At 66.4% G+C, this 25609-nt stretch carries 20 protein-coding genes; 19 read left to right on the plus strand and 1 reads right to left on the minus strand.

The annotated features are described in order from the left end of the window. The first annotated feature begins 3 nt into the window (after window positions 1-3). Complete coding sequence (locus tag Pcatena_RS02045) at window positions 4-1761, plus strand: hypothetical protein (RefSeq protein WP_126421171.1); 1758 nt, start codon at window positions 4-6, stop codon at window positions 1759-1761. A gap of 181 nt (window positions 1762-1942) precedes the next feature. Here the strand turns inward: Pcatena_RS02045 and Pcatena_RS02050 are convergent, their stop codons facing one another. Next, entirely contained in the window at window positions 1943-3277 is a 1335-nt protein-coding gene (locus Pcatena_RS02050; RefSeq protein WP_126421173.1) for a peptidoglycan bridge formation glycyltransferase FemA/FemB family protein, read from the minus strand. 161 nt (window positions 3278-3438) lie between these two features. On the opposite strand from Pcatena_RS02050, the gene Pcatena_RS02055 reads away from it, so the two are divergent. The 18 genes from Pcatena_RS02055 to Pcatena_RS02140 all read left to right on the plus strand — a co-directional run bounded on the left by Pcatena_RS02055 (window position 3439) and on the right by Pcatena_RS02140 (window position 25249). After that, window positions 3439-4437, plus strand: coding sequence for a lipid II:glycine glycyltransferase FemX (locus Pcatena_RS02055; RefSeq protein ID WP_126421175.1), 999 nt, complete (start codon window positions 3439-3441; stop codon window positions 4435-4437). Between the two features lie 10 nt (window positions 4438-4447). Continuing rightward, on the plus strand, window positions 4448-6538 hold the full coding sequence (uvrC, locus tag Pcatena_RS02060; RefSeq protein WP_126421177.1) for an excinuclease ABC subunit UvrC: 2091 nt from the start codon (window positions 4448-4450) through the stop codon (window positions 6536-6538). 166 nt (window positions 6539-6704) lie between these two features. Then, window positions 6705-7475, plus strand: a complete 771-nt coding sequence (locus Pcatena_RS02065; protein ID WP_126421179.1) for a DeoR/GlpR family DNA-binding transcription regulator — start codon at window positions 6705-6707, stop codon at window positions 7473-7475. Further along, complete coding sequence (pfkB, locus tag Pcatena_RS02070) at window positions 7472-8371, plus strand: 1-phosphofructokinase (RefSeq protein ID WP_126421181.1); 900 nt, start codon at window positions 7472-7474, stop codon at window positions 8369-8371. The genes Pcatena_RS02065 and pfkB overlap by 4 nt, the downstream gene beginning before the upstream one ends. 94 nt (window positions 8372-8465) lie before the next feature. Next, a complete protein-coding gene (locus Pcatena_RS02075) occupies window positions 8466-10442 on the plus strand; it encodes a PTS fructose transporter subunit IIABC (protein ID WP_126421183.1) in 1977 nt (658 codons plus the stop codon). A 306-nt stretch (window positions 10443-10748) separates the two neighbouring features. Continuing rightward, complete coding sequence (gene rapZ, locus Pcatena_RS02080) at window positions 10749-11654, plus strand: RNase adapter RapZ (RefSeq protein ID WP_126423330.1); 906 nt, start codon at window positions 10749-10751, stop codon at window positions 11652-11654. Window position 11655: 1 nt separating this feature from the next. After that, window positions 11656-12585 (plus strand): DNA-binding protein WhiA, encoded by a 930-nt coding sequence (gene whiA / locus Pcatena_RS02085; protein ID WP_126421185.1) that lies wholly within the window; start codon window positions 11656-11658, stop codon window positions 12583-12585. A 330-nt stretch (window positions 12586-12915) separates the two neighbouring features. Next, window positions 12916-13941: a type I glyceraldehyde-3-phosphate dehydrogenase gene (gap, locus tag Pcatena_RS02090; RefSeq protein WP_126421187.1), complete on the plus strand. Its 1026-nt coding sequence runs from the start codon at window positions 12916-12918 to the stop codon at window positions 13939-13941. Window positions 13942-14082: 141 nt separating this feature from the next. Then, the gene (locus Pcatena_RS02095) at window positions 14083-15273 is read left to right on the plus strand and encodes a phosphoglycerate kinase (protein ID WP_126421189.1); all 1191 of its coding nucleotides are present in this window, start codon (window positions 14083-14085) and stop codon (window positions 15271-15273) included. Continuing rightward, window positions 15266-16033, plus strand: a complete 768-nt coding sequence (gene tpiA / locus Pcatena_RS02100; RefSeq protein ID WP_126421191.1) for a triose-phosphate isomerase — start codon at window positions 15266-15268, stop codon at window positions 16031-16033. The genes Pcatena_RS02095 and tpiA overlap by 8 nt, the downstream gene beginning before the upstream one ends. A 6-nt stretch (window positions 16034-16039) precedes the next feature. After that, window positions 16040-17593, plus strand: coding sequence for a 2,3-bisphosphoglycerate-independent phosphoglycerate mutase (gene gpmI / locus Pcatena_RS02105; RefSeq protein ID WP_126421193.1), 1554 nt, complete (start codon window positions 16040-16042; stop codon window positions 17591-17593). Between the two features lie 246 nt (window positions 17594-17839). Next, window positions 17840-18589 carry a transposase gene (locus tag Pcatena_RS02110; protein WP_232619879.1) on the plus strand — a complete coding sequence of 250 codons (750 nt, stop codon included), beginning with the start codon at window positions 17840-17842 and terminating at the stop codon, window positions 18587-18589. 103 nt (window positions 18590-18692) lie between these two features. Then, window positions 18693-18953, plus strand: a complete 261-nt coding sequence (gene secG, locus Pcatena_RS02115; protein WP_172596346.1) for a preprotein translocase subunit SecG — start codon at window positions 18693-18695, stop codon at window positions 18951-18953. A 312-nt stretch (window positions 18954-19265) separates the two neighbouring features. Then, on the plus strand, window positions 19266-20936 hold the full coding sequence (locus Pcatena_RS02120) for a peptide ABC transporter substrate-binding protein (RefSeq protein ID WP_126421195.1): 1671 nt from the start codon (window positions 19266-19268) through the stop codon (window positions 20934-20936). 149 nt (window positions 20937-21085) lie between these two features. Beyond that, window positions 21086-22123, plus strand: coding sequence for an ABC transporter permease (locus Pcatena_RS02125; RefSeq protein WP_126421197.1), 1038 nt, complete (start codon window positions 21086-21088; stop codon window positions 22121-22123). 12 nt (window positions 22124-22135) lie between these two features. Then, window positions 22136-23116, plus strand: coding sequence for an ABC transporter permease (locus Pcatena_RS02130; protein WP_126421199.1), 981 nt, complete (start codon window positions 22136-22138; stop codon window positions 23114-23116). Between the two features lie 6 nt (window positions 23117-23122). Then, the gene (locus Pcatena_RS02135) at window positions 23123-24238 is read left to right on the plus strand and encodes an ABC transporter ATP-binding protein (RefSeq protein WP_126421201.1); all 1116 of its coding nucleotides are present in this window, start codon (window positions 23123-23125) and stop codon (window positions 24236-24238) included. Continuing rightward, on the plus strand, window positions 24239-25249 hold the full coding sequence (locus tag Pcatena_RS02140; RefSeq protein ID WP_126421203.1) for an ABC transporter ATP-binding protein: 1011 nt from the start codon (window positions 24239-24241) through the stop codon (window positions 25247-25249). It begins immediately after the preceding gene. Window positions 25250-25609 lie beyond the last annotated feature (360 nt).

A 25609-nucleotide genomic window follows, 5' to 3' on the forward strand; every position in this document is an offset into this window, starting at 1 on the left:
GCCATGGCCAACAAGCCCGTCGCTGACAGCCGCCGCGGGACGCAGGCGCGTCTTGGGGCGCTCAGGGAGCCCGGCCGTGCCGGCATCGTCTCGCTTGCCGCCGCACTCGTGCCGGTGCTGCTCATCTGCCTGCTCGCCACGCCCATCTACCCGATGAGCCCCGACGAGCAGGTCCAGCAGCTCTATGCGAGCGGCCGCTTCCTTGGCGCCGGCCAGCAGCTGCTCATGCCCTACTCGCTCGTCACGTTCAGCGCTCCAATCTCTGCGCTCTACGCGCTGCTGCCGGCCGTGCCGTGGTACGCGCTTGCGCTTCTCGGCCTCGTCGTGGCCTCGTTTGCGGTGGCGTGGGACAAGACGCTGCGCTCGCGCATGTCGGGGCGGCTGTGCGTGCCCACGCTCGCGCTGCTCGTGGCCCTCGAGGTCATCTCGACGCTCTACCTCACCTACACCATCGTGGCGTTCCTCGCCGTGGGCGCGGGCCTCATGCTCGTGCTTGGCCGCGCCGCGTTCGACAGTCCGGGCGGCGCCCACGCAACGGACGTGGCCGGCATGGCGCTCGTCGCGGCGGGCTACTCACTGCGTCCGGAGAGCGGCCTTGCCGCCATCGTCGTGTTCGCCCCGTTCGCCGTCTGGGTGCTCGTGCGCAACCGCAACGCGGGCTCCATCGCGCGCGGCGTCATCGTCGTGGCGCTCGTGGGCGTCTGCGCGTTCGCGGGCCGCTTTGCCTATGACCACACGTCGGGCTGGGAGGGCTACTCGGCCTACCTCGATGCCGGCCGCTCCGCGCTCGACTACCCCGACCTGCCCACGGAGGCGGTCCAGGCCGTGGAGCCCGCCCTCTCCGACAACGACGTCGACGTCCTCTACAACTGGCTCTTCGCCGATGACGGCGTCTTTGGCACGGAGTTCTTCGAGCGGCTGGGGCAGCGCGTGGACCACCTCGGGCTCTCCAACCTCGCAAGCTCGCTCAGGGCCAAGACGACCTACCTGCTCGTGGGCCTCGTGGCGCTCGTGGGCCTCTACGCCTGGGCGCTCGTGCGCGACCTGGGCGAGGGGAGGGGCGCGCTTGCCGCGGGCATCGTCCTCATGCTGCTCGCGAGCTGCGGCGTGCTCATCCTGCGCGCACGTGTGCGCCTGCACGTGGTCATCCCGCTCGTGGCGATGGGCGTGTTCGCGCTCGTGTCGCTCGCCGGCGGCTCCGAGAGGCCCGTGGGCAGGCACGCGGCGCCGGCCACGACTCGTGCCGCCTCGCCGTGCCCGGTTCCCCTTGCCGCGGCCTGCGTCGTCCTCGCGCTTGCGGTGAGCGGTGGCTTCTGGCTCAAGGTGGCCCGTCCGCTCGCGACCCGCTCGACCTCTCCCACGATCGTCGCGGCCCGTGCGTACGTGGACGAGAACCCAGACCAGCTCGTCGTGTTCGGCCGCTCCCAGACGCTCATGTTCGCAGGCACCAACGCGCTCGCGTTCGAGGCCTGGGACTGGCCGGACAACATGCTGCCCATCGGCGGCTGGGAGAACCACACCGCCCCGTGGGCGAGCTTCCTGGCGCGCTGGGGCATCGAGGGCAACGACGTGCTCCAACAGCTTCCCGAGCGCTCCGACATGGTGGCGGTGCTCCAGCCCAAGAAGATGGAGCTCATCCGCACCTACCTGTCCGAGCACAGTGGCCGCGAGGTCGAGGCAAGCGTCGTGCAAGACCTTGGCCCGGGTGCCGCGGACCCCAGCGTTGACGTCTACGTCTACCGCTTCACCTACGCGAGCTAGGGACCAAAGGGGACGGGTTCAGTTGGTCCCTTTCGCGTCCCGAAGCGCGTCCCTGGGACGTACCCCCTTGGGACGCCGCCGAGGCCGCCCATGAGAGAGGCCCCCGACGAGCAGCATCGTCGGGGGCCTCTCGCTTCTCTCGTGCCCAAGGGGCCGCGTCCCTCTCGGGACGCGCGCGGCGCTACCTGCCCAGCAGCTTGTGGGCCAGGCGCTTGGCCGCATAGACGGCCGGGCGCACGGGCATCTCGAAGTAGCCCATGAGCTCCTCCACGTAGCCCTCGAAGCCCTGCTTGAATTCGAGAAGGCCGCGGCCTGGGTCGTTGGGGTCGTCGAACACGCCGTTGATGCCGTAGAAGTTGTAGCGCGTGCAGCCGCGCTCGATGCACTCGCCCATGACGTGGTGCTGGATGGCGGTGGCGGCGTAGAACTTGGCGTAGGTGGCGTCGCTGCCGCTGAACAGGTACACGCACTCGCGCGGGTGCCAGATGAACAGCGCGGCGGCCGCCGGGATGTGCGCGCCCACCGTCTCGTACTCGTGGGCCGTCTCGATGCGCCTGAGCGCGGCCTCGTGCTTCTTGCGCACGTCGGCAAGCTTGCGCTCGACCTTCTCGGGCGTGCGCGCGGTCTCGAGGGACTTCTCGAGCTTGGCGATGTCGGCGGCGAAGGCGTCGCGCTTCTTCTCCCAGATGGCGAGGTGCTCGGCCGTGTCGATGAAGGCCACGTTGAACTCGGCGGCGTCTCCCATGGCGTCATAGATCTGCTCGAAGTAGGAGACCGGCTTGTTCTCGAAGCCCTGCTTCTCGCAGCTGAGCTCGCAGATGTCGTGGAACAGGCCAAGCTCGTCTCGGCCGATGCGCCTCACCACGACGCCGTTGTCGTGCGCGATGCGGACGTTGCGCTTGGTGTTCTTGGAATAGCTCGCGAGCAGCGCCTTGTCGTCCGTAAGTCCCGTGAGGTCCTTGAGGTAGCGCCAGCGCGGGACCGCCTGGTAGCCAACGGGGAAGCCTTCGTGGGCAAGCCCGCACGACGTGATGCTCGCGATGCCCTCGTCGTCCGGGCCCGTCTCCACGCCCGCGGGGACGTCCGCAAGGCTTGCGCCCTCGGCATCGAGCGGCACGCCGGCGGAGTTGCGCGTGCGGTAGGGCTTCTCGGGCGTCACGACGAGCTGCGCGGCACCAGCTGCCTTGGCGCGGGCCCTGAGCTGCGAGAACACGTAGGAGGTGAGCTCGCGGTCGTGGAAGTCTGCGAGCGGGCCGTCGTGCACCTCGGCAAACGTGCCCAGCCCGTGGCCATGGACCTCGAACTGCGTGGCGGCAACGAGCTCGCCGTTCTCGTAGAAGCCCAGGTAGCTCACGGCAACGCCGTTTGCCTGGCGAACGCGGCCCATCCCGGAGGCCTGCTGGAAGTTGCCCTGGGGATGCGTGGCCGAGAAGGCGTCCATCTCATCGGGCGTGATGTCTGAGCAGGTGAACGTGCGCGTGGCCCTCTTGGCGGCGCTCGCCTCTATGTTCGTCATTGGTGTCCCATCGTGTCCGGGTGCTCGGGGCCGCTGCGAGCCCCTCTTGTTTGCAACCGTCAATCCTAGCGCGCGGGGGCGCGGGCGTGGTGGAGGGTGTGCGTAGAAGCCCGCGAGGGTGGTACGATGGCCGCACTTAACCCACGGAGAGAGGCTTATCCATGCGCGTTGTAGAGGTTGTGGCACGAGACGAGTGGAACGAGGACGCCGAGCGCTTTGGCGCCCATCCGCTGCAGTGGTGGCAGTGGGGCGAGCTCAAGGCCAAGACCGGCCCGTGGACCGCGCGCCGCCTCGCCTGCCTTGACGATGCTGGCGAGCTCGTGGGCGGCGCTCAGGTGCTGCTGCGCAAGATGCCCTTTCCCTTCAAGGCCATGGCCTACGCCCCGCGCGGGCCGTTTGCCGCCGAGGGGCGCCTCCAGGACGTCGCGGACGCCGTTGCCGACTGGTGCCGCGCCAACACGAAGGCCGTGAGCCTCAAGGTGGACCCGGCCGTCACGGACTTTGCCTACTCGGACGGCTGGAAGCCCAGCGAGGCCATCCTGCTCAACAAGACGGCCACGATCGACCTCGCGCCCACCGAGGACGAGCTCATGGCGGGCATCCCCAACAAGAAGTGCCGCCAGTACATCCGTAAGGCCCACCGCGCCGGCGTCGTCGTGCGCCCGGCCAAGCGCGAGGACCTCGATGCCATCCTGGCGCTGTACCACCAGACGGCAGACGCCGACGGCTTTGCCCTGCACGCCGACGAGTTCTACCGCGCGGCCTTCGACGAGCTCGAGGGCATCCAGCAGCTGTTCGTGGCCGAGGGCGACGAGGGCATCGAGGCGTTCCTGTGGAACGTGACGAGCCCGGCCGGCACGTGCTTCGAGCTGTGGGGCGCCGTGAGCGACGCGGGCAAGGCCTCGCGCGCCAACTACTACATGAAGTGGGTCGCCATCTGCGCCGCCAAGGAGGCGGGCGCGGCCACGTATGACCTCAACGGCCTGCTCAACGGCGGTATCAGCAACTTCAAGCTGCTGTTCGTGGAGGGTCCCACGCTCTGGGCCCAGACCCACGACAAGCCGCTGAGCCCGCTGTACGGCCTCATGGACTGGGCGCTGGCTGCCCACAGGCGCCACAACGTGGAGGGTGCCGCCCAGGAGGACACGAGCCGCCAGTAGGGGAGCGCCGATGACCGAGCCGCACCAGCCCACCGCGGATGGCGCCACGCTGGAGACGCCGGCGACCGCCGGGCAGCAGCCCGTCACGGACGACGCCAAGCTCACCTGCGCCCTGACGCACCTCGACACCCGCGCCGCCGCCGAGGCGCGCAACCGCGCGGCGCACGCGCCCACGATCGCCGAGCAGGTGGCCGCCGCCCCCATCGACCCGGGCTGTTACCTGTGGAAGGATGCCGAGGGCAACGTCCTGTACGTGGGCAAGGCCAAGAACCTGCGCGCGCGGCTGCGCCAGTACGTGCAGCTCACCGACGAGCGCCCCATGGTGCCGCGCCTCATGGCGGCCACGGCCGGCTTCGACTACGTGGTGGTGGGGTCGGAGCATGAGGCCCTCGTGCTGGAGATCAACCTCATCCACCAGTACCGACCGCCCTTCAACGTCGACCTCAAGGACGACAAGAGCTACCCCTACATCGCCATCACCAAGGATGACGTCTACCCGGCCATCAAGTACACGCGCGAGCGCCACAGGGCGGGCACGCGCTACTTTGGCCCCTACACGGACGCCCGCGCCGCCCGCGCCACGATTGACGTGGTGCGCAAGGTCATGCCGATGTGCCTGGCCACCTGCGCCGAGTGGAAGCGCGTCCGCCGCCAGCTTGAGGCCCACCCCGAGCAGACCGACGTCGTGGCGCTCGCCCAGGCCGAGAACGGCCGTCCGTGCTTCGACTACCACGTGGGTCGTGGCCCCGGCGTGTGCGCCGGCTGCGTCACCCCCGAGGAGTACGCCGAGAACGTTCGTGCCGTGGAGCACTTCCTGGCGGGACACCGCGGCCAGTTCGTCTCCGAGCTCAAGGCCGAGATGGCAGACGCCGCCGCCGAGCTGGACTTCGAGCGCGCCGCGCGCATCAAGCGCCGCCTGCAGGTCATAGACGGCCTTGACGACAAGCAGCGCGTCGTGCTCTCCGGGTCCCAGGACGTCGACGTCTTTGGCTTCTGGCGCGAGGAGACCATCGCCGGCGCGTGCGTGTTCGTCGTGCGCGAGGGCCGCGTGAGCCGCACCTGCGAGTTCGTGCTCGACAAGGGCCTCGACGTGGGCGAGGAGGAGCTCGTGAGCGGCTTCGTGAAGCGCTACTACGACGAGACGAGCGACCTGCCGCTCGAGGTTGACGTGCCCGTGGAGCTCGCGGACGCCGAGACGCTCGCCGGCTGGCTCACCGCCCGCCGCGGCCGCAACGTCTCCGTCCATGTGCCCAGGCGCGGCCAGAAGGCCCGCCTCGCCGAGATGAGCGTCAGCAACGCGCGTCACTACCTCGCGCGCTACGAGCTGCGCACCGGCTACGAGGACAAGCGCACGAACGAGGCGCTGCTGCAGCTCGAGAGCGCGCTGGCCCTCGACGAGCCGCCCATGCGCATCGAGTGCTTCGACATCTCGACCATCCACGGCAAGCACACCGTGGCCTCGATGGTGGTGTTCACGGGCGGCAAGCCCGACAAGGGCCAGTACCGCCGCTTCAAGATCAAGACCGAGCTGGACGAGGCAAACGACTTCGTCTCCATGAGCGAGGTTCTCGCACGGCGCTACGCGCCTGAGCGCATGGCCGACGAGCGCTTTGGCGCGCGTCCTGACCTGCTCATCCTCGACGGCGGAAAGCCGCAGCTCACCGCTGCCATGGAGCAGCTGGGCGAGCTGGGTCTGAACATCCCCATGGCCGGCCTCGCCAAGTCCGACGAGGAGCTGTTCGTGCCGTGGGACGACATGCCCGTCGTGCTGCCGAGCGGCTCCGCTTCGCTGTACCTCGTGAAGCGCGTCCGTGACGAGGCCCACCGCTTTGCCATCACGTTCCACCGCGAGCTGCGTGGCAAGGCCATGACCGTCTCGATCCTGGACGAGGTCCCCGGCGTGGGCGAGAAGCGCAAGCGGGCGCTGCGCCGCGCGTTCGGCTCCATGAAGCGCCTGCGCGAGGCCACCGAGGCCCAGATTGCGGCCGTGCCCGGCATTCCCGCCGAGGTTGCCCACGAGGTCTACACCACGCTGCGCGCCTGGGACGAGGAGCTCGATGACGGCCGCGAGCGCGCCCTGGGCGAGGGCACCGCCGAGTAGGCACTGCCCGCGACGCGCGAAGCGCCCAACCGCTCACCCTCAAAAATCGACCGCTCATGCGTGAAAATGCTCACTCATGCACATTGTTGCGCAGCTATGCGCAAAAACGTGCAATGGTACGCAATGTAAAGCAAGGACAGTGCTAGCCTTCGAACCGGGAGTGGCCATGCTCGCAGAGCAGCGCAGGCAGATCATCGTCGACCTCGTGGGCCGCAACGACACGGCCTCCGTCTCCGAGCTCGCCGAGCGCTTCGAGACCTCCGAGTCCACGATCCGCCGCGACATCGACCGCCTGGAGGCCGCCGGACTTCTCGTGAAGGTCCACGGCGGCGCCGCGAGCGTCGACGCGGCCGTCTCGCCCGCGCCCTTCGTTGCAAACGAGCCCACGATGGCCGAGAAGCGCAGCCTTAACGCCGCCGAGAAACGTGCCATCGCCGCCTATGCCGCCAGCCTCATCGAGCCGGATGACTTCGTCTTCCTCGACGCCGGCTCCACCACCCAGATCATGGTCGAGCTGCTGGGCGAGCCGGCACTTTGCGCCACCTACGTCACCAACTCCGTCTCGAACGCCCTGGCCCTTGCGGCCCGTGGCGTCCACGTCATCGTCATCGGCGGCGACCTCAAGGCCGGCACCGAGGCCATCGTGGGACCGGGCGCCATCGACGCGCTGTCCCGCTACAACTTCTCAAAAGGCTTTGCGGGCGCAAACGGCGCCACGCGCGAGCAGGGCTTCACCACGCCGGACACGTCCGAGGCCATGGTGAAGATGCTCGCGCTGCAGCACAGCGCCAGCCGCTACGTCCTGGCAGACGCCAGCAAGCTCGGCGTCGTGACGCCCGTGACGTTCTCGGCGTTCTCGGACGCCACGCTCGTCACCGCCGGCGCCGTCGACGCCACCTACAGCACGCTACCCAACGTCGTGGAGGTAACCGCATGATCTGCACCGTCACGTTCAACCCGTCGCTCGATTACATCGTCCGCGTGGACGACATGCGCCTGGGCGTCATCAACCGCACCACCTACGAGCAGGTGCTGCCCGGCGGCAAGGGCATCAACGTGTCCATCGTGCTGGGCAACCTCGGCCACGAGAGCTGCGCCCTGGGCTTTCTCGCCGGCTTCACGGGCGCAGAGATCGCCCGACGCGTGCGCGAGGCGCATGTCCATGCCGACTTCATCGAGGTCGAGAATGGCATGAGCCGCATCAACGCCAAGATCAAGAGCAACGAGGAGACCGAGCTCAACGGCCAGGGCCCGCTCATCACCGAGGAGAACATCGAGCAGCTCTACGCCAAGCTCGACGTGCTCGGCCAAGGCGACACGCTCGTCATCTCGGGCTCGGTGCCCAACACGCTGCCCGGCGACATGTACGAGCGCATCATGGCGCGCCTCGGCGGCCGCGGCGTGCGCATCGTCGTGGACGCGGAGCGAGACCTGCTCACGCGCGTCCTGCCGCACCACCCCTTCCTCGTGAAGCCCAACAACATCGAGCTGGGCGACATCTACGGCGCCCAGCTCAAGACCCGCGCCGACGTCGTCCCCTATGCCCAGCGCATGCAGCGCGAGGGCGCGCGCAACGTCCTCGTCTCCATGGCGGGGGAGGGCGGTGTGCTCGTGGCCGAGACGGGCGAGGTGTTCGAGAGCCCCGCTGCCAAGGGCACCGTCGTGAACTCCGTGGGCGCGGGCGACTCCGCCGTCGCGGGTTTCCTCGCAGGCCTCGCCGAGACCGGCTCCTACGAGACGGCCTTCCACATGGCGCTGTCCGCCGGCTCTGCCAGCGCCTTCTCCGATCACCTCGCCACGCGCCCCGAGGTCGAGGCGCTCATGGCCCGCTAGGCCGGCAAGAGGGACGGCCCCCCGCGGGCCGTCGCAGGTAACTTGCGCCCCACATCCGCAGCGGGGGCGCACGAGATAGAAAGGTCCCCCTACCATGAAGATCTCGAGTCTGCTCAAACCGGAGGCGATAGCGATAGGAGCCGCGGCGTCCTCCAAGGACGACGCCATCTCCAAGCTCGTCGACCTCATGACTACGCAGGGCAACGTCGCCGACCGCGACGCTTACGAGGCCGCCGTCCACGCCCGCGAGGACGAGGGCACCACGGCGCTCGGCGAGGGCATCGCCATCCCGCACGCCAAGACGTCTGCCGTCACGGCACCGGGCCTCGCGGCCATGACGCTGCCCGCCGGCGTCGACTACGACGCGCCCGACGGCCAGCCCACGACGCTCATGTTCCTCATCGCCGCGCCCGACACCAAGGCCGACGTCCACCTCGAGGTGCTCTCTCGCCTCTCCACGCTGCTCATGGACCCCGAGTTCTGCGCGAGCCTGCGCGACGCCAAGGACCCGGCCGAGTTCCTCGCCGCCATCGATGCCGCCGAGGCCGCCAAGCTCGCCGCCGACGACGAGAAGGCCGCCGCGGCCGCCGAGCGCGACGCCGCCGGCTATGACATCGTGGCTATCACGGCCTGTCCCACGGGCATCGCCCACACCTACATGGCCGCCGAGGGCCTGGAGATGAAGGCCAAGGAGATGGGCGTCCGCATCAAGGTGGAGACCCAGGGCTCCGGTGGCGCCAAGAACGTGCTCTCTGCCGAGGACATCGCGGGTGCCAAGGGCGTCATCATTGCCGCCGACAAGAACGTCGACCTCTCCCGCTTCGACGGTAAGCCGCTCTACAGCTGCCCCGTCTCGCGCGGCATCAACGAGCCCGAGGCCCTCATCAACGAGATCCTCGAGGGCAAGGCGCCCGTCCACCACGTGGCCGGCGGCGTCAAGGCCCAGGCCGCGAGCTCGTCTGACAACGAGTCCACCTGGCACAAGATCTACAAGCACCTCATGAACGGCGTCTCCCACATGCTGCCGTTCGTCATTGGCGGCGGCATCCTCACCGCCATCGCGTTCCTCGTGGACCAGCCGGGCCTGGGCACCTCGGCCTACGGCTCCTCGATCCCGGCGGCCGCGCTGTTCAAGACCATCGGCGGCGAGGCGTTCGGCCTCATGCTTCCGATCCTGGCCGGCTACATCGCCAGCTCCATCGCCGATAGGCCTGGCCTGGCGCCCGGCTTCGTGGGCGGCCTGTTCGCCAAGGCCGGCTATGACTTTGCCTACCTCGGCACGCTCGACTCCACGACGCTCGTCTCCGGCGGCTTCATCGCGGCGCTGTTCGCGGGCTTCGCGGCCGGCTACATCACGCTCGGCATCGAGCGTGCGTGCGACAGGCTCCCGGCGTCGCTCGAGGGCATCAAGCCCATGCTCATCTACCCGGTGCTGGGCACGCTCGCCATCGGTGTCGTGATGCTTGCGCTCAACCCCCTGTTCGCCCTCATCAACACGGCGCTCAACGGATTCCTCGCCGGCCTCGGCACGAGCAACATCGTGGTGCTTGGCCTGGTGCTTGGCGGCATGATGTCCGTTGACATGGGTGGCCCCTTCAACAAGGCCGCCTACGTCTTTGGCACCGCCGCGCTCGATCCCAGCTCCGGTCTTGGCACCACCGGCCAGATCATCATGGCCTCCGTCATGGTGGGCGGCATGGTCCCGCCGCTGGTCATTGCCCTGTCCACGACGTTCTTCAAGAACCGCTGGACCAAGGCGGATCGCAACGCCGGCCTCGTGAACTACATCATGGGCCTGTCGTTCATCTCCGAGGGCGCCATCCCGTTTGCCGCCGCCGACCCCGGCCACGTGCTGCCCAGCTGCATCATCGGCTCCGCCATCGCCGGCGGCCTCTCCGCTGCCTTTGGCTGCACGAGCCCCGCTCCCCACGGCGGTGCCTGGGTCACTGCCGTCATCGGCAACCCGCTCATGTGGCTCGTCGCCTGCCTCGTGGGCTCGGTCATCGGCTGCGTGATCCTCTCCTTCTGGAAGAAGCCGCTGCCCGCCAGCGAGTCCGGCCTGGAGAAGTAGGCCAGACGCGTCTCATATAGCGTCACCCCTACGGGGCGTCCTTCGGGGCGCCCCTTTTTTCATGGGACCAAAGGGGACGGGTTCGTTTGGTCCCCTTCTGGCCCCGCCCTTGGCGCCAAGTGAACCCGTCCCCTTTGGCTCCCTGTATACTCGAATGCACACAGCAACGCGGAAGGGGAGCGCACGCACATGGACGAGAACAACAGCGCCGCCGAGGCCCGCACGGCCGAGACGCGCGCCCGCGTGGAGCACGCCGCCGAGGTGAGCGAGAGCGCCGAGCGCGTCGCGGACCTCACGGGCGCCCGCATGCGCACCGCCGAGCAGGCCGCCCGCGTGCCAGACGTCGTGGTCATCACGGGAATGTCGGGCTCCGGCCGCACCCAGGCGCTCCACGTCTTCGAGGACATGGGCTACTTCTGCATCGACAACCTGCCCCCGCGCCTCATCCTGCAGCTCGCCGAGCTCGTGGGCATCAACTCCGGCGTGGGCCGCCACCTCGCCGTCACGTGCGACCTTCGCTCCCAGGGGCTGTTCGATGAGATCAGCGACTCCCTCACGGCCCTGCGCGAGCACGAGCTGTCCTGCAAGGTGGTGTTCCTCGACACCGCCGACGAGATCCTCATGCGCCGCTACGACGAGAACCGCCGCCGCCACCCGCTGGCCCAGCCCGGCGAGTCGCTCGCCTCCACCATCTCCCGCGAGCGCGCACAGCTCGCCGCCGTCCGTGACGCCTCGGACCTCGTCATCGACACGAGCCACATGAAGGTCCGCGAGCTGCGCCGTCGCCTGCGCCGCGCGTTCTCCGAGCTCACTGACCAGCAGCTCATGGAGGTCTCGGTCTTCTCGTTTGGCTTCAAGCACGGCATGCCCGTCGAGGCCGACCTCATGATCGACGTCCGCTTTCTGCCCAACCCCTTCTACGACCCCAAGATGCGCACGCTCACCGGCAACGACAAGCTCGTGAGCGACTTCGTTTTGCAGAACCCCGTCACCGAGAAGTTCCTCGAGGCCTGGTGGAGCCTGCTTGACGTCGCCATGCCGGGATATGTCGCCGAGGGCAAGAGCCACCTGTCCATCGCCGTGGGCTGCACGGGTGGTCAGCACAGAAGCGTCGCCATCGCTAACGCCACGGCCGCCTACCTCGAAAGGGGCGGCTACCACGTGAGCCTCTCGCACCGCGACCTCGCCCTCGCCAACGTGAGGACGAGCTAGCATGTCGTTCACCGCAGAGGTAAAGGACGAGCTCTCGCGCGTGGAGGGCCATTGCGAGAGCTGCGACATCGCCGAGCTCGCCGCGCTCGTGCGCGTGTGCGGCGCGCTGTCGTTCCACGGCTCGGGCGCCTACTCCATCCGCGTCTCCACCGAGACGGGCGCCGTGGCCCGCACGGTCATCCACCTGGCGCACAAGGTGTTCGACCTGGATACCTCGCTCACCGTGCGCCGCTCCAACCTGCACAAGACGCGCAACTACCTCATCGAGATCCCCGAGCAGAAGGGCCTTGAGCAGGCGCTCATCAAGATGGGCGTGCTCGTCTTGGGCCGCGGCCTGTCGAGCGGCATCGCGGCGCGCGTCGTGGCGCGTCCTTGCTGCCGCGCCGCCTACCTGCGCGGCGCGTTCATGGCCGGCGGCTTCATCGCAGACCCCCGCGGGGACTTCCACCTGGAGATCGCCGTGACGGGCGACGAGTTCGCCGACGACCTCATCGAGCTGCTCGACGACGAGAACATCACGGCGCGCGTGAACCGCCGCCGCGGCTCCTACGCCATCTACCTCAAGAGCTTCGACGACATCGCGCGCTTCCTCACCGTCATAGGCGCGAGGAGGACCGCCCACGCCGTCGACAACGTCCGCGTCATGAAGTCCGTCAAGAACGACGTGAACCGCCGCGTGAACGCCGAGCTCGCCAACCAGGCGCGCTCCACGGGCGCCGCCGCAGACCAACTCGTCCTCATCGACGCGGTGGAGCGCGAGGTGGGGCTCGACAACCTGCCGCCGGCGCTCGCTGCCTTCTGCGAGGCGCGCCGCGCCCACCCTGACCTGTCGCTCAGGGACCTTGGTGCCACCATGCGCCCGCCCATGTCCAAGTCCGCGCTCTACCACCGCGTGCTGCGCCTGGAGCAGCTCCTCAAGCAGACGAAGTAGCACCAAAGGGGACGGGTTCGTTTGGTCCCTCCCTTCGGGAACCAAACGAACCCGTCCCCTTTGGTTCCGCCGCGCACACAGCGCCTTCACAAATGCGGGCGTCCGCGTGTCACGCGCCTGAGCAGCGAACGGTGTGCGACCGCGTCTCGGCACTGTTCCAACCTGACTATGCATCAGTAGACAACTTGCAGGTAGATGGCGCGTTTTACAAATCCAATACGCGGTCGTACGTATATCCGACCACAAAAAGCGGTACGATACCCGATGGTGTTTCCAACTTAGGTCCGCTCGGCGCAAGGGGCGCCCGAAGGGCCTTCGAAAGGAGAAAGCATGGCAGTTAAGGTTGCTATCAACGGCTTTGGCCGCATTGGTCGTCTGGCTTTCCGTCAGATGTTCGGCCACGAGGGCTCCGAGATCGTCGCCATCAACGACCTCACCTCCCCTGAGATGCTCGCCTACCTTCTGAAGTACGACTCCACGCAGGGCAACTACGCCCGCGACCACAAGGTCGAGTCCACCGAGGATTCCATCATCGTCGATGGCAAGGAGATCAAGATCTACAAGGAGGCCGACGCCAACAACCTGCCGTGGGGCGACCTCGACGTCGACGTCGTGCTCGAGTGCACCGGCTTCTACACCTCCAAGGCCAAGGCCCAGGCTCACATCAACGCCGGTGCCAAGAAGGTCGTCATCTCCGCTCCTGCCGGCAAGGACCTCCCGACCATCGTCTACAACGTCAACCACGAGCAGCTCACCGCTGATGACAACATCATCTCCGCTGCCTCCTGCACGACGAACTGCCTCGCCCCGATGGCCAAGGGCCTGAACGACTTCGCCCCCATCGTCTCCGGCATCATGACCACCATCCACGCCTTCACCGGCGACCAGATGCCGCTCGACGGCCCGCAGCGCAAGGGCAACTTCCGTCGCTCCCGCGCCTGCTCCGAGAACATCGTCCCGAACACCACGGGCGCTGCCAAGGCCATCGGCCTGGTTCTCCCCGAGCTCAACGGCAAGCTCATCGGTGCCGCCCAGCGCGTCCCGACGCCGACCGGCTCGCTGACCAACCTCTACGCCGTCGTTGACAAGAAGGTCACCGTCGACGAGGTCAACGCTGCCATGAAGGCCTACGCCGAGACCATCCCCGAGACCTTCGCCTACAACGAGGACCAGATCGTCTCCCGCGACATCGTCGGCGAGACCCACGGCTCCATCTTCGACGCCACGCAGACCATGGTCTCCGACCTCGGCAACGGCCAGTCCCTGGTGCAGGTCACCTCTTGGTACGACAACGAGAACTCCTACACCTCCCAGATGGTCCGCACCATCAAGTACTTCGAGAAGTTCGTCGCCTAAGTGACGCTTCCCTAGGTAGCTTTGGGGCGCGGTTGCAGCTTTCGGGCCGCGGCCGCGCCCTTTTTGTTGACGGGGGAGCAGGCGGTGTCCGCCTCGCACGGCGCTGCCACCGCCCTCCCACAGACAACGAAAGGATCCGATATGGCCTTTACCAAGAAGACCGTCCGCGACATCGACGTCGACGGCAAGCGCGTCCTGTGCCGCGTCGACTTCAACGTGCCCATCAAGGACGGCGTCGTGGGCGACACCACGCGCATCTCCGCCGCGCTCCCCACGATCAAGTACCTCGTCGAGCACAACGCCCGCGTCATCCTCATGAGCCACCTCGGCCGTCCGGCCGGCACCGGCTTCGAGCCCGAGCTGTCGCTCAAGCCCGTCGCCGAGAAGCTCGCCGAGATGAGCGGCCTGCCCGTCTCCTTCGTCGCCGACACCTACGGTGACGAGGCCGAGGCCGCCGTCAACGCTCTCGAGCCGGGCCACGTCCTCGTCCTCGAGAACGTCCGCTTCGACAAGCGCGAGAAGAAGAACGACCCCGAGATCGCCAAGCGCCTTGCCTCCTACGGCGACGTCTTCGTGCTCGACGCCTTCGGCACCGCGCACCGCGCCCAGGGCTCCGTCGTGGGCCCTGCCGCCTACATCCCGGCCGTCGCCGGCTTCCTGCTCGAGAAGGAGGTCGACACCCTCACCGGCATCTTCGCCGAGCCCGAGCGTCCGTTCGTCGCCATCGTCGGCGGCTCCAAGGTCTCGTCCAAGATCGGCGTCCTCGACCACCTCATCGACTCCGCTGACACGCTGATCATCGGCGGCGGCATGGCCTACACCTTCTTCCTCGCCAAGGGCATGACCGTCGGCCAGTCCCTCAAGGAGGAGGACTGGGTCGAGCGCGCCGGCGAGATGCTCAAGAAGGCCGAGGACAAGGGCGTCAAGATCCTGCTGCCCGTCGACAACCGCGTTGCCGACCACTTCGGCGAGGACGCCGTGCCCGAGGTCGTGGCCTCCGACGCCATCCCCGATGACCGCGAGGGCATGGACATCGGCCCCAAGACCGAGGAGCTCTACGCCGAGGCCATCAAGGGCGCCAAGACCGTCTTCTGGAACGGCCCCATGGGCGTCTTCGAGTTCGACAACTTCGCGCACGGCACCGAGGCCGTCTGCCGCGCCGTCGCGGACTCTGACTGCACGTCGATCATCGGTGGCGGCGATTCCGTCGCGGCCGTCAACAAGTTCGGCCTGGCCGACAAGATGAGCTGGATCTCCACCGGTGGTGGCGCTTCCATGGAGCTCGTCGAGGGCAAGGCCCTTCCCGGAGTGGAGGCGCTTCTCGATGCCTAATCGCACCCTTCTCATCGCTGGTAACTGGAAGATGAACAACGACGTCCACGCGGCGGCCAAGCTGGCCGACGAGCTGGCCCAGGCCCTGCCCGAGGTCCCCGCTGGCGTCGAGGTCCTCGTCTGCCCGCCCACCATCGACATCACCACGGTCCACGACCGCATCTCCGCCGCCCCCATCGCGCTGGGCGCGCAGAACGTCTACTGGGAGGCCAAGGGCGCCTACACCGGCGAGTCTTCCTGCGACATGCTCAAGAGCGCCGGCTGCACCTACTGCATCATCGGCCACTCCGAGCGCCGCGACTACTTCCACGAGACGGACGAGGACGAGAACAAGAAGGCCAAGGCGCTCGTTGCCGCTGGCATCGTCCCGGTGTTCTGCTGCGGCGAGCCCGAGGAGGTCCGCGAGGCCGGCACCTACGTCAAGCACGTGACCGACCAGGTCAAGGCTGGCCTCGCCGGTCTCGAGATCTCCGACGCCAAGCAGCTCGTCGTTGCCTACGAGCCCATCTGGGCCATCGGCACGGGCAAGACCGCCACGGCCGATGACGCCCAGGAGGTCTGCGGCGCCATCCGCGAGACGCTCAAGGAGCTCTTCGGCGCCGAGCTGGCCGACGGCATCCGCGTGCTGTACGGCGGCTCCGCCAAGCCCGACAACATCGCCGAGCTCGTCGCCAAGCCCGACGTGGACGGCGCCCTCGTGGGCGGCGCCTCGCTCAAGGCCGAGGACTTCTCCGCCATGGTCGTCAAGGCAGGGGAGTAGCGCACGATGTCTGCAGTTCGCACCCCCGCGCTCCTGGTCATCATGGACGGCTGCGGCCTGGCTCCCGCCGGTCCCGAGAACGCCGTCTCGCTGGCCAAGCGCCCCTACATCGACATGCTTAACGAGAAGTACCCGCACACCACGCTCGGCGCCTCGGGCGAGGACGTGGGCCTTCCCGACGGGCAGATGGGCAACTCCGAGGTCGGCCACCTCAACATCGGCGCCGGCCGCATCGTGTTCCAGTCGCTGTCTCTCGTGAACAACGCCATCAAGGACGGCTCGTTCAAGGAGAACGACGCCATCGTGGCCGCCATGGACAAGGTCAAGGCCAACGGCTCCACGCTGCACGTCATGGGCCTCATCTCCAACGGCGGCGTCCACTCCGAGATGGGACATGCCGAGGCGCTGCTCGAGATGGCCGGCGAGCGCGGCCTGTCCCGCGTGCGCATCGACGCCTTCACGGACGGCCGCGACGTCCCCACGCAGTCTGGTGCTGGCTTCATGCACGACCTGCAGGCCTTCTGCGAGAAGGTCTCCGAGAAGTACGGCAACGACACCGCCATCGCGACGGTCGCCGGCCGCTACTACGGCATGGACCGCGACAACCGCTGGGACCGCGAGCAGCTTGCCTATGACGCCATCGTCTCCGGCAAGGGCGTTGCTGCCACGTCTGCCGAGCAGGGCCTCAAGGACTACTACGCCGAGGACCCGCGCGGCGACGAGTTCGTGAAGCCGTTCGTGCTCGACGCCACCGGCGTCAACGACGGCGACGCGGTGATCTTCTTCAACTTCCGCCCGGACCGCGCCCGCGAGATGACCCGCGCCATGACGCAGGCCGACTTCGACGGCTTCGAGCGCTCGAAGGTCCCCGCACTGGCCGACTTCGTCACCATGACCGAGTACGACGACTCGTTCGACGTGCACGTGGCCTTCCCCAAGACCGTCCCGGCCAACGTCCTCGCCGACGTCCTCGCCAGCAACGGCCTGAAGCAGCTTCACACCGCCGAGACCGAGAAGTACGCGCACGTCACGTTCTTCCTGAACGGCGGCGTCGAGGAGCCCAAGGAGGGCGAGACCCGCGTCCTCATCCCGTCGCCGAAGGTCGCCACGTACGACCTCAAGCCCGAGATGAGCGAGCCCGAGGTCACCGAGAAGCTCGTTGAGGCCATCAACTCCGATGCCGCCGACTTCTACGTGGTCAACTACGCCAACTGCGACATGGTGGGTCACACCGGCGTCGTCGAGGCTGCGGTCAAGGCCTGCGAGGCCGTCGATGATGGCCTGTCCCGTGTCATCCCGGCCATTCTCGCCAAGGGCGGCTTTGCCCTCATCACGGCCGACCACGGTAATGCGGACCACATGTACGACGTCGTGGACGGCAAGGAGAAGCCCTTCACCGCCCACACGACCAACCGCGTGCCCCTCATCGTCGTCGACGACAAGCCCGTCGAGCTTTCCGGCATCGAGGACGGTCGCCTCTCCGACATCGCCCCCACCATCCTCGCGATGATGGGCGTCGATCGTCCCGCCGAGATGACGGGTCGCGTGCTCGTCAAGTAGCGACCACCCGCGCACCCGCGCGCCATAGCTTCGCCAAGGGCCGGCTCCCACCCCGGGAGCCGGCCCCTTTTTCGGACCAAAGGGGACGGGTTCAGTTGGTCCCAAACCTAACGGAAATCAAACAAGGTAGCTGCGGCTATGTCGCACGGCGCCCATTGTTATCCGCTGGTCTTCTCGGCTGTAATTTCAAAATGCTTGCTGGGTATACGCATTCTCACCTGAAACGCGAGGGATTGGGGAGGGGCGATGGTAAGGGGACCGAGGGCCATATCGAACAGCGGCTACTACCACGTTATGCTTCGAGGGGCTGGCAGGCAGCTTTTGTTCGAGAATGACGTAGACAAGCGAACGTTTCTTCGCTACCTGACCGAGGCAATCGCTGGTACAAAGACAAGCCTCATCGCATGGTGTCTTATGGATAACCATGTCCATCTGTTGCTTTGCGATCCGCAGAATTCCCTTGCTGGCCTTATGCATTCCGTCTCAACTCGATTTGCCCTGTACTTCAACGGGAAATCGGGCCATGTCGGGCCCGTTTTCCAAGGCAGGTTCAAGAGCAAGGCCATCGAGACGAACGAGTACCTCTTGCAGGCCGTTCGGTATATCCACGACAATCCGTGTGAGCTGGGCGTATCGCGAGACTCATACCAGTGGAGCAGCTATTCGGAATACGTTGGCGATTCGAGGATTACGGACGTCGCTCCCGTATTGGAGCTCATTGGCGGGAAGGAGTCGTTTGTCGGGTTTAGTGCCGCCGGCCGTGACGATTCCTACACTCCCTATGAGTCGGGAAGGTTGTCTGAATCCGAGATTTCTCGGGTGCTGCGTCGTGAGTTAAAGGACCGCGGGATAGATGTCGGGGAGATAAAAGCGCTTCATCCGAACAGGCGAGACCAGATCTTCAGGCGACTTCATCGATGCGGCCTGTCCGTTCGCCAGATCGAGCGGGTGACGGGAGTGGGCAGAAAAGCCATCACGAGAGCCGTCAGGCAGTAGACGAGGACGGGCGACGCGGGACCAAACGAACCCGTCCCCTTTGGTTCCTCTCTTGTGCTAATCTGTTCTGCTGTATGTTTGCATCTTCTTAAGGAGTCAACTCGTGGGTCCCATGAATACGATTCTGCTGGTGGCTTGGGCCATCTCCGCCGTCGCCCTCATCGTCCTTGTGCTCATGCACTCCGGCAAGGGCACCGGCGTCTCCGACATGATCGCCTCGTCCATGTACAACGCCAACGCTGGCAGCGGCGTGTGGGAGAAGAACCTCGACCGCCTCACCGTCATCGCGGCCGTCGTGTTCATCGCCACGATCGTGATCTTCATGCTCACCTACCCGCTGGGCACGGTCTCCTCGCTCGGCTAGTCGCCGCGGCACATATCGAACGCATGGGCGCGTCTCCCGCGGGGGAGGCGCGCCCTTTGTTTCTAGTCTGTTTCAAATTGCTTCCTTTACTGCGCTAAAGCGTCCGTTCAGGTTGCCGCTCACCAGCCAATATCGGATAATCACATGTCAAGTTTGCAAGCGGGGACTCTTGCCAAGCTCAGTTAGGCGCCGCGCGCGCCGGACGGCTGCATAGACGCCGAGAAGGCCAGGACCTCCCCGCCCACATTCGAGATGCTCTGGAGCCCAGGCGTACGGGTCGCCTGACAGGGCATCGCAACATAGGGAGGCATTATGACCCAGCCTACGATGAACCGTCGCACGTTCGTGAAGGGTGGCCTGGCCGCCAGCGCCATGGCCGCGCTCGCTGCCTGCGGCAAGAAGGGTGGAGACACCAGCGCCGCTTCCGGCTCCGCCGCCGAGGGTGGCACCCTGAACTACTACATCAACAACCCGAGCGCCATCGACCCGTATGACCTCGAGGAGGATCAGGGCATGATGGTGGGCTACCAGCTCTTTGACGCCCTCACCACCTACGACTTCACCAAGAGCGAGCTCGTGGGCCTCGCCGCCGAGTCCTGGGACGTCAACGATGCCGCCGACGAGTTCACCTTCCACCTCGTGAAGGGCGCCAAGTTCCACGACGGCACCACCGTCACCTCCAAGTCCTTCAAGCAGGGCTGGGAGCGCATCCTGAACCCCAACACCTCCACGGAGCACGCCTCCGCGATCGGCTACCACCTCGCCATGGTCGACGGCTACTCCGAGCTCTCCGCCGGAGAGGCCGACGAGCTCAAGGGCGTCACCTGCCCCGACGACGACACCCTCGTCGTGAAGCTCTCCCAGCCCTACGCCGACTTCCCCTACGTCTGCATGCACCCGGCGCTCTCGCCCGTGCCTGACTGCGCTCTCGAGGACTTCGACACGTTCTTCTTCGCCCCCGTGGGTAACGGCCCGTTCAAGATGGACGGCAAGTGGGAGGACGGCCAGCAGATCAACCTGGTCCGCTTCGACGACTACTCCTACGGCGAGAAGGCCAAGCTCGACGGCATTCACTTCAACATCCAGAAGGACGTCCAGACGGCCTACACCGAGTTCCAGGCCGGCAACCTCGACGTCGCCCAGGTGCCCACCACCCAGCTCAAGGACGCCATCTCCCAGTACGGCGAGTCCGAGGACGGCTACACGGCCACCACGGGCAAGGAGGTCCTGACGGGCGACGAGCTCTCCATCTACTACCTCATGCTCAACGTCAATGACGAGCAGCTCAAGGACAAGGACCTGCGTCACGCCCTGTCCCTGGCCATCAACCGTCAGGCCATCTGCGACACCGTCTTCGAGGGCACCCGCGAGCCGGCTGGCGGCATCGTCCCGCCCGGCATCAAGGGCTACGTCGAGAACGAGTGGGCCGACTCCCGCTATGACGTCGACGCCGCCAAGAAGATCCTGGACGAGAAGTACCCGGCCGACGCCAACGGCAAGCGCAACCTCTCCATTGCCCTGACCTACAACCTCGACGGTGATCACAAGGCCGTCATGGAGATGGTCATGGCCGACTGGAGCGCCCTGGGCATCGAGACCTCCTCGAACACTGCCGAGTGGGCCTCCATCCTCTCCAACACCTACCCCAACGCCGACTTCCAGGTCGGCCGTCTGGGCTGGATCGCCGACTACCCGATCATGGACAACTTCCTGTACCCGCTGTTCGTGACCGGTGGCGACAACAACTACGGCCAGTACTCCAACGCCGACGTCGACAAGGGCCTGCTCGACGCCCGCGCCATCGCCTCCGATGACGACCGCGTCGCCAAGTACCAGGAGGTCGACAAGCTCATCGCCGAGGACATGCCGGTCATCCCGCTGTTCTACTACAAGCACCAGATGGTCTGCTCGCAGCGCGTCAAGTCCCTCTACATGGACCCGCAGAAGCTCTGCGACATGAGCACGGTCGAGCTGAGCGCCTAAACATAGGCTCTGAGCTGGCATTTTGCTAGACACCCGCGGGCAAGCGCCCGCATACGGCAACGGGGCATCCTCCGAGGTGCCCCGTTGCCAGTAGGGGGTCCGCCCCGCGCAAGGGGCGCGTACCCGGACCCACGACAGGAGTTGTACGCATGGGAAAGTACATACTCAAGCGCGTCCTGCAGTTCATCCCCGTCTTCATTGGCGTGACGATGATTCTGTTCGCCATGAAGGCCATCGTGCCCGGCGACCCGGTGAAGATCATCACCGGCGGCAAGCAGGTAACGCCTGAGACCGAGTTGCAGATTCGCATCTCCAACGGGCTCATCGAGACGGATGAGAACAACAAGCCGATCTATGACGAGAACGGCGACACCATCCCGACGCCCCTCTGGAAGCAGTACCTCACCTACATGAACGACCTGCTTCATGGAGACCTCGGCACCTCGTACACGCGCAACCTCAAGGTTGCCGACATTCTCGCCGACAAGTACCCCAACACGGTGAAGCTGGCCATCGTTGCCATCCTCATCGAGGCGGTTGTCGGCATAGGCGCGGGCATGGTTTCCGCCATCAAACGCTACTCGTTCTGGGACGTACTCGTGACGCTCGTCACGTCCGTCCTCGTGGCAATGCCCGCCTTCTGGCTCGGCATGCTGCTCCAGCTGTTCTTTGGCGTCTTCATGAAGAACGCTACTGACGGCGCGTTCTACCTGCCCATCTCGGGTGCGGGCGGCTCCAACTCCGAGTTCGAGAGCTGGGTCCACTACATCCTGCCCGCCGTGACGCTCGCCGCGGTCTCCACGGCCTACACGGCGCGCATCATGCGCTCGCAGCTGCTCGAGGTGCTCAACCAAGACTACATCCGCACGGCGAAGGCCAAGGGCCTCTCTCGCAGCGCCATCATCTGGCACCACGCGCTCAAGAACGCACTCATCCCCGTCGTCACCTACATCGGCATCGACTTTGGCGGCATGCTCGCCGGCGCCATCCTCACGGAGACGGTCTTCAACTGGCCGGGCGTTGGCTATGAGATCTACCGTGCCGTGACCCAGCGTGATTGGCCCATCGTCCTGGGCGGCGTCACGGTCATCGTCATCGTCGTCATGGTGATCAACCTGCTCGTCGACATCAGCTACGCCTTCCTTGACCCGCGCATCCGCTTTGGCGCGCCCAAGGACGAGGGCTAGGGGAGGAGAGACATGACTGAGAACAACAAGCCGCAGGCTTCTGACGATCAGCAGGAGCAGTCCGGCGCCTTCTCCGACGCCCTCAAGGCCTCGCGCGAGAAGGCCGACGCCGAGGAGGCCGCTCCCACGCGCACGCTGTGGAGCGACGCCTGGAAGCGTCTCAAGAAGAACAAGCTCGCCGTCATCGGCGCCGTCTGGATCGTCTTCGTGGTCCTCGTCGCGCTCACGGCAGACCTGTGGGCCCCGCAGCTGCTCGGCTCGCCCACCGACATCGACACCACCACGGTGGCCCAGAGCTCCAAGCTGCCGCCCTCGCCCGAGCATCCGTTCGGCACCGACGCCACGGGCCGCGACCAGCTCGTCCGCGTCATCTATGGCTCGCGCGTCTCGCTCACCGTCGGCGTCATCGCCACGCTCATCTCCACGGGCATCGGCCTGGTGATGGGTGCGCTCGCCGCGTTCTACGGCGGCTGGTTCGACACAATCATCATGCGCCTGGCCGACATGTTCCTGGCGATTCCCTACACGCTGTTCGTCATCACGATGCTCGCCGTCATGGGCCAGGGCATCCAGAACGTGTTCATCGCCATCGGCGTGCTCGGCTGGCCCTCCATCGCCCGCGTGTTCCGCTCGGCGATCCTGTCGGTCAAGGAGAACGACTACGTGGACGCCGCGCGCGCCATGGGTGCGTCGGACCTGCGCATCATCGCACGCCACATCTTCCCCAACTCCGTGGCCTCCATCGTGGTCTACGCCACGATGAACATCGGCGGCGCCATCCTCACCGAGAGCGCGCTGTCCTACCTCGGCATGGGCGTCACGCCGCCCACGCCCTCCTGGGGCATCATGATCCAGGACGGCCAGACGTTCCTGCAGACGCAGCCGTGGCTCATGATCATGCCCGGTCTTGCAATCCTCTCGACGGTGCTCGCCTTCACCCTGCTCGGTGACGGCCTGCGCGATGCGCTCGACGTCAAGATGAAGGACGCGTGATGCTAGATGGCATTCGGTAAGAAGAAGGCAGTCGAGCCCGAGCTCGACCTCAAGAACCAGCCGGTTCCCGAGGGTAGCCACCTGCTCGAGGTCGACGACCTCAAGATGTACTTCCACACGGGCGACGGCGTGGTCAAGGCCGTCGACGGCGTGACCTACACGCTCGACCGCGGCGAGACCCTCGGCGTGGTGGGCGAGTCCGGTTCGGGCAAGTCCGTGACGGCCATGACGATCATGGGCCTCATTGAGATGCCCCCGGGCAAGATCGAGGGCGGAGACGTTCGCTACCGTGGCAAGTCCCTGCTCAAGATGAGCGAGCGCGAGATGCAGCAGATCCGCGGCAACGACATCGCCATGGTCTTCCAGGACCCGATGACGTCGCTGAACCCGGTCTACACCATCGGCCGCCAGCTCGGCGAGGGCCTGCGTCTGCACCGCGGCTACACCAAGGAGCAGGCCACCAAGCGCGCCGTCGAGCTTCTCGACATGGTTGGCATCCCCAACCCCGAGCAGCGTGTCAAGGACTACCCGCACCAGTTCTCCGGCGGCATGCGCCAGCGCGTCATGATCGCCATGGCCCTTGCCTGCGACCCCGACATCCTCATCGCCGACGAGCCCACGACGGCCCTCGACGTGACGATCCAGGCACAGATCATTGAGCTCATGAAGGAGATGCAGGAGAAGAACGGCAACGCGATCGTCATGATCACGCACGACCTTGGCGTCGTGGCCGACGTGGCCGACAAGATCATGGTCATGTACGCTGGCCGCCCCGTTGAGTTCGGCACCGCCGAGGAGATCTTCTACAACCCGATCCACCCCTACACCTGGGGCCTCGTGCGCTCCATCCCCGAGCAGGTCACCGACGAGAAGAAGCCGCTCACGCCCATCAAGGGCAACCCGCCCTCACTCGTGAACCTGCCGAAGGGCTGCTCGTTCGCTCCGCGCTGCCCGTACGCCACGGACAAGTGCCGCTCCGAGCGTCCCGAGACCTACACGACCGAGACCGGACACTACGCGCGCTGCCACTACTCCATGGACGCGGAGTTCGTTCGCAAGAACGCGCCCGCGAACTCGCGCACGCGCGCCGCGGCCGATGCCACGAAGGGAGGGGAGGCGTAAATGACCGAGCCCCTGCTTCACGTGGAGCACCTGTGCAAGGAGTTCCCCGTCGACTCGAGCGTCTTCTCGAAGGAGAAGAAGAGCGTCAAGGCCGTCGACGACATCAGCTTCGACATCTACCCCGGCGAGACGTTTGGCCTCGTGGGCGAGTCCGGCTGCGGCAAGTCCACGACGGGCCGCTGCATCATGCGCCTCACGTACCCCACGAGCGGCAAGGTCGTCTTTGACGGCCAGGACATGTCCGGGATGAACAAGAAGCAGCTCAAGGCTGTTCGCCACGACATGCAGTTCATCTTCCAGGACCCCTATGCGAGCCTGAACCCGCGCATGACCATCGGCGAGATCGTCTCCGAGCCGCTCGTCATCCACGGCGAGATGCCCGACAAGGCCCAGCGCATGGACTACGTGCGCGAGCTGCTCGACATCGTGGGCCTCAACCCCGAGCACATCAACCGCTACCCGCACGAGTTCTCCGGCGGCCAGCGCCAGCGTGTGGGCATTGCCCGCGCCTTCGCGCTCAAGCCCAAGCTCATCATCTGCGACGAGCCCGTCTCGGCGCTTGACGTCTCGATCCAGGCCCAGGTGCTCAACCTGCTGAAGGACCTACAGAAGCAGTACGGCACCGCCTACCTGTTCATTGCCCACGACCTGTCCGTGGTGCAGCACATCTCAGACCGCGTGGCCGTGATGTACCTCGGCAACATGATGGAGGTCTCCGACTGGAAGAGCCTCTACGCCGAGCCGAACCACCCCTACACGCAGTCGCTTCTCTCGGCCGTGCCCATCCCGGACCCGGACGTGCAGCACTCGCGCAAGCGCATCATCCTCAAGGGCGATCCGCCCTCGCCGATCAACCCGCCGAGCGGCTGCCGCTTCCACACGCGCTGCCCCATCGCGCAGGCGATCTGCTCCCAGGAGCGTCCCGAGCTGCGCGAGGTGGCCCCCGGCCACTTCTGCGCCTGTCACTTTGCGGCCGATCACCCCATCAAGGGCTCCTCGATCGAGCTGTAGCGTGCCCGCGTAGCGTTTTTGCTCCGTTGCCCCGTCTGGCCTCGTGCCGGGCGGGGCCTTTCTTTGACGCGCGCGTTGGTGGGCGCGTGGCTTCTCGTCCGCGTTCACCTGCCAGGAATTGCCGTGCGCGGTCCCTCTCGTCGCTGCCGCGGGCAAAACCACTGCGCCTCTGCCCGAGACGAGCGCGCAGGGCTGCTCGAGGCCGGTGAGGTGCGCAAGCATACAGTGGGTAACAGAAACCTAACACCGCAGGTAGACGTACGTTTCTCTGGGATATGACCCAAAAGGGCGGAAAAAAATTCAAAAAAGTGCTTGCGCTGGGCTAGGGCGGCAGTGTATATTCTTTTTCGCGCGAAAGCG

This window comes from Parolsenella catena, from assembly GCF_003966955.1.
Classification (GTDB): Bacteria; Actinomycetota; Coriobacteriia; order Coriobacteriales; family Atopobiaceae; genus Parolsenella; species Parolsenella catena.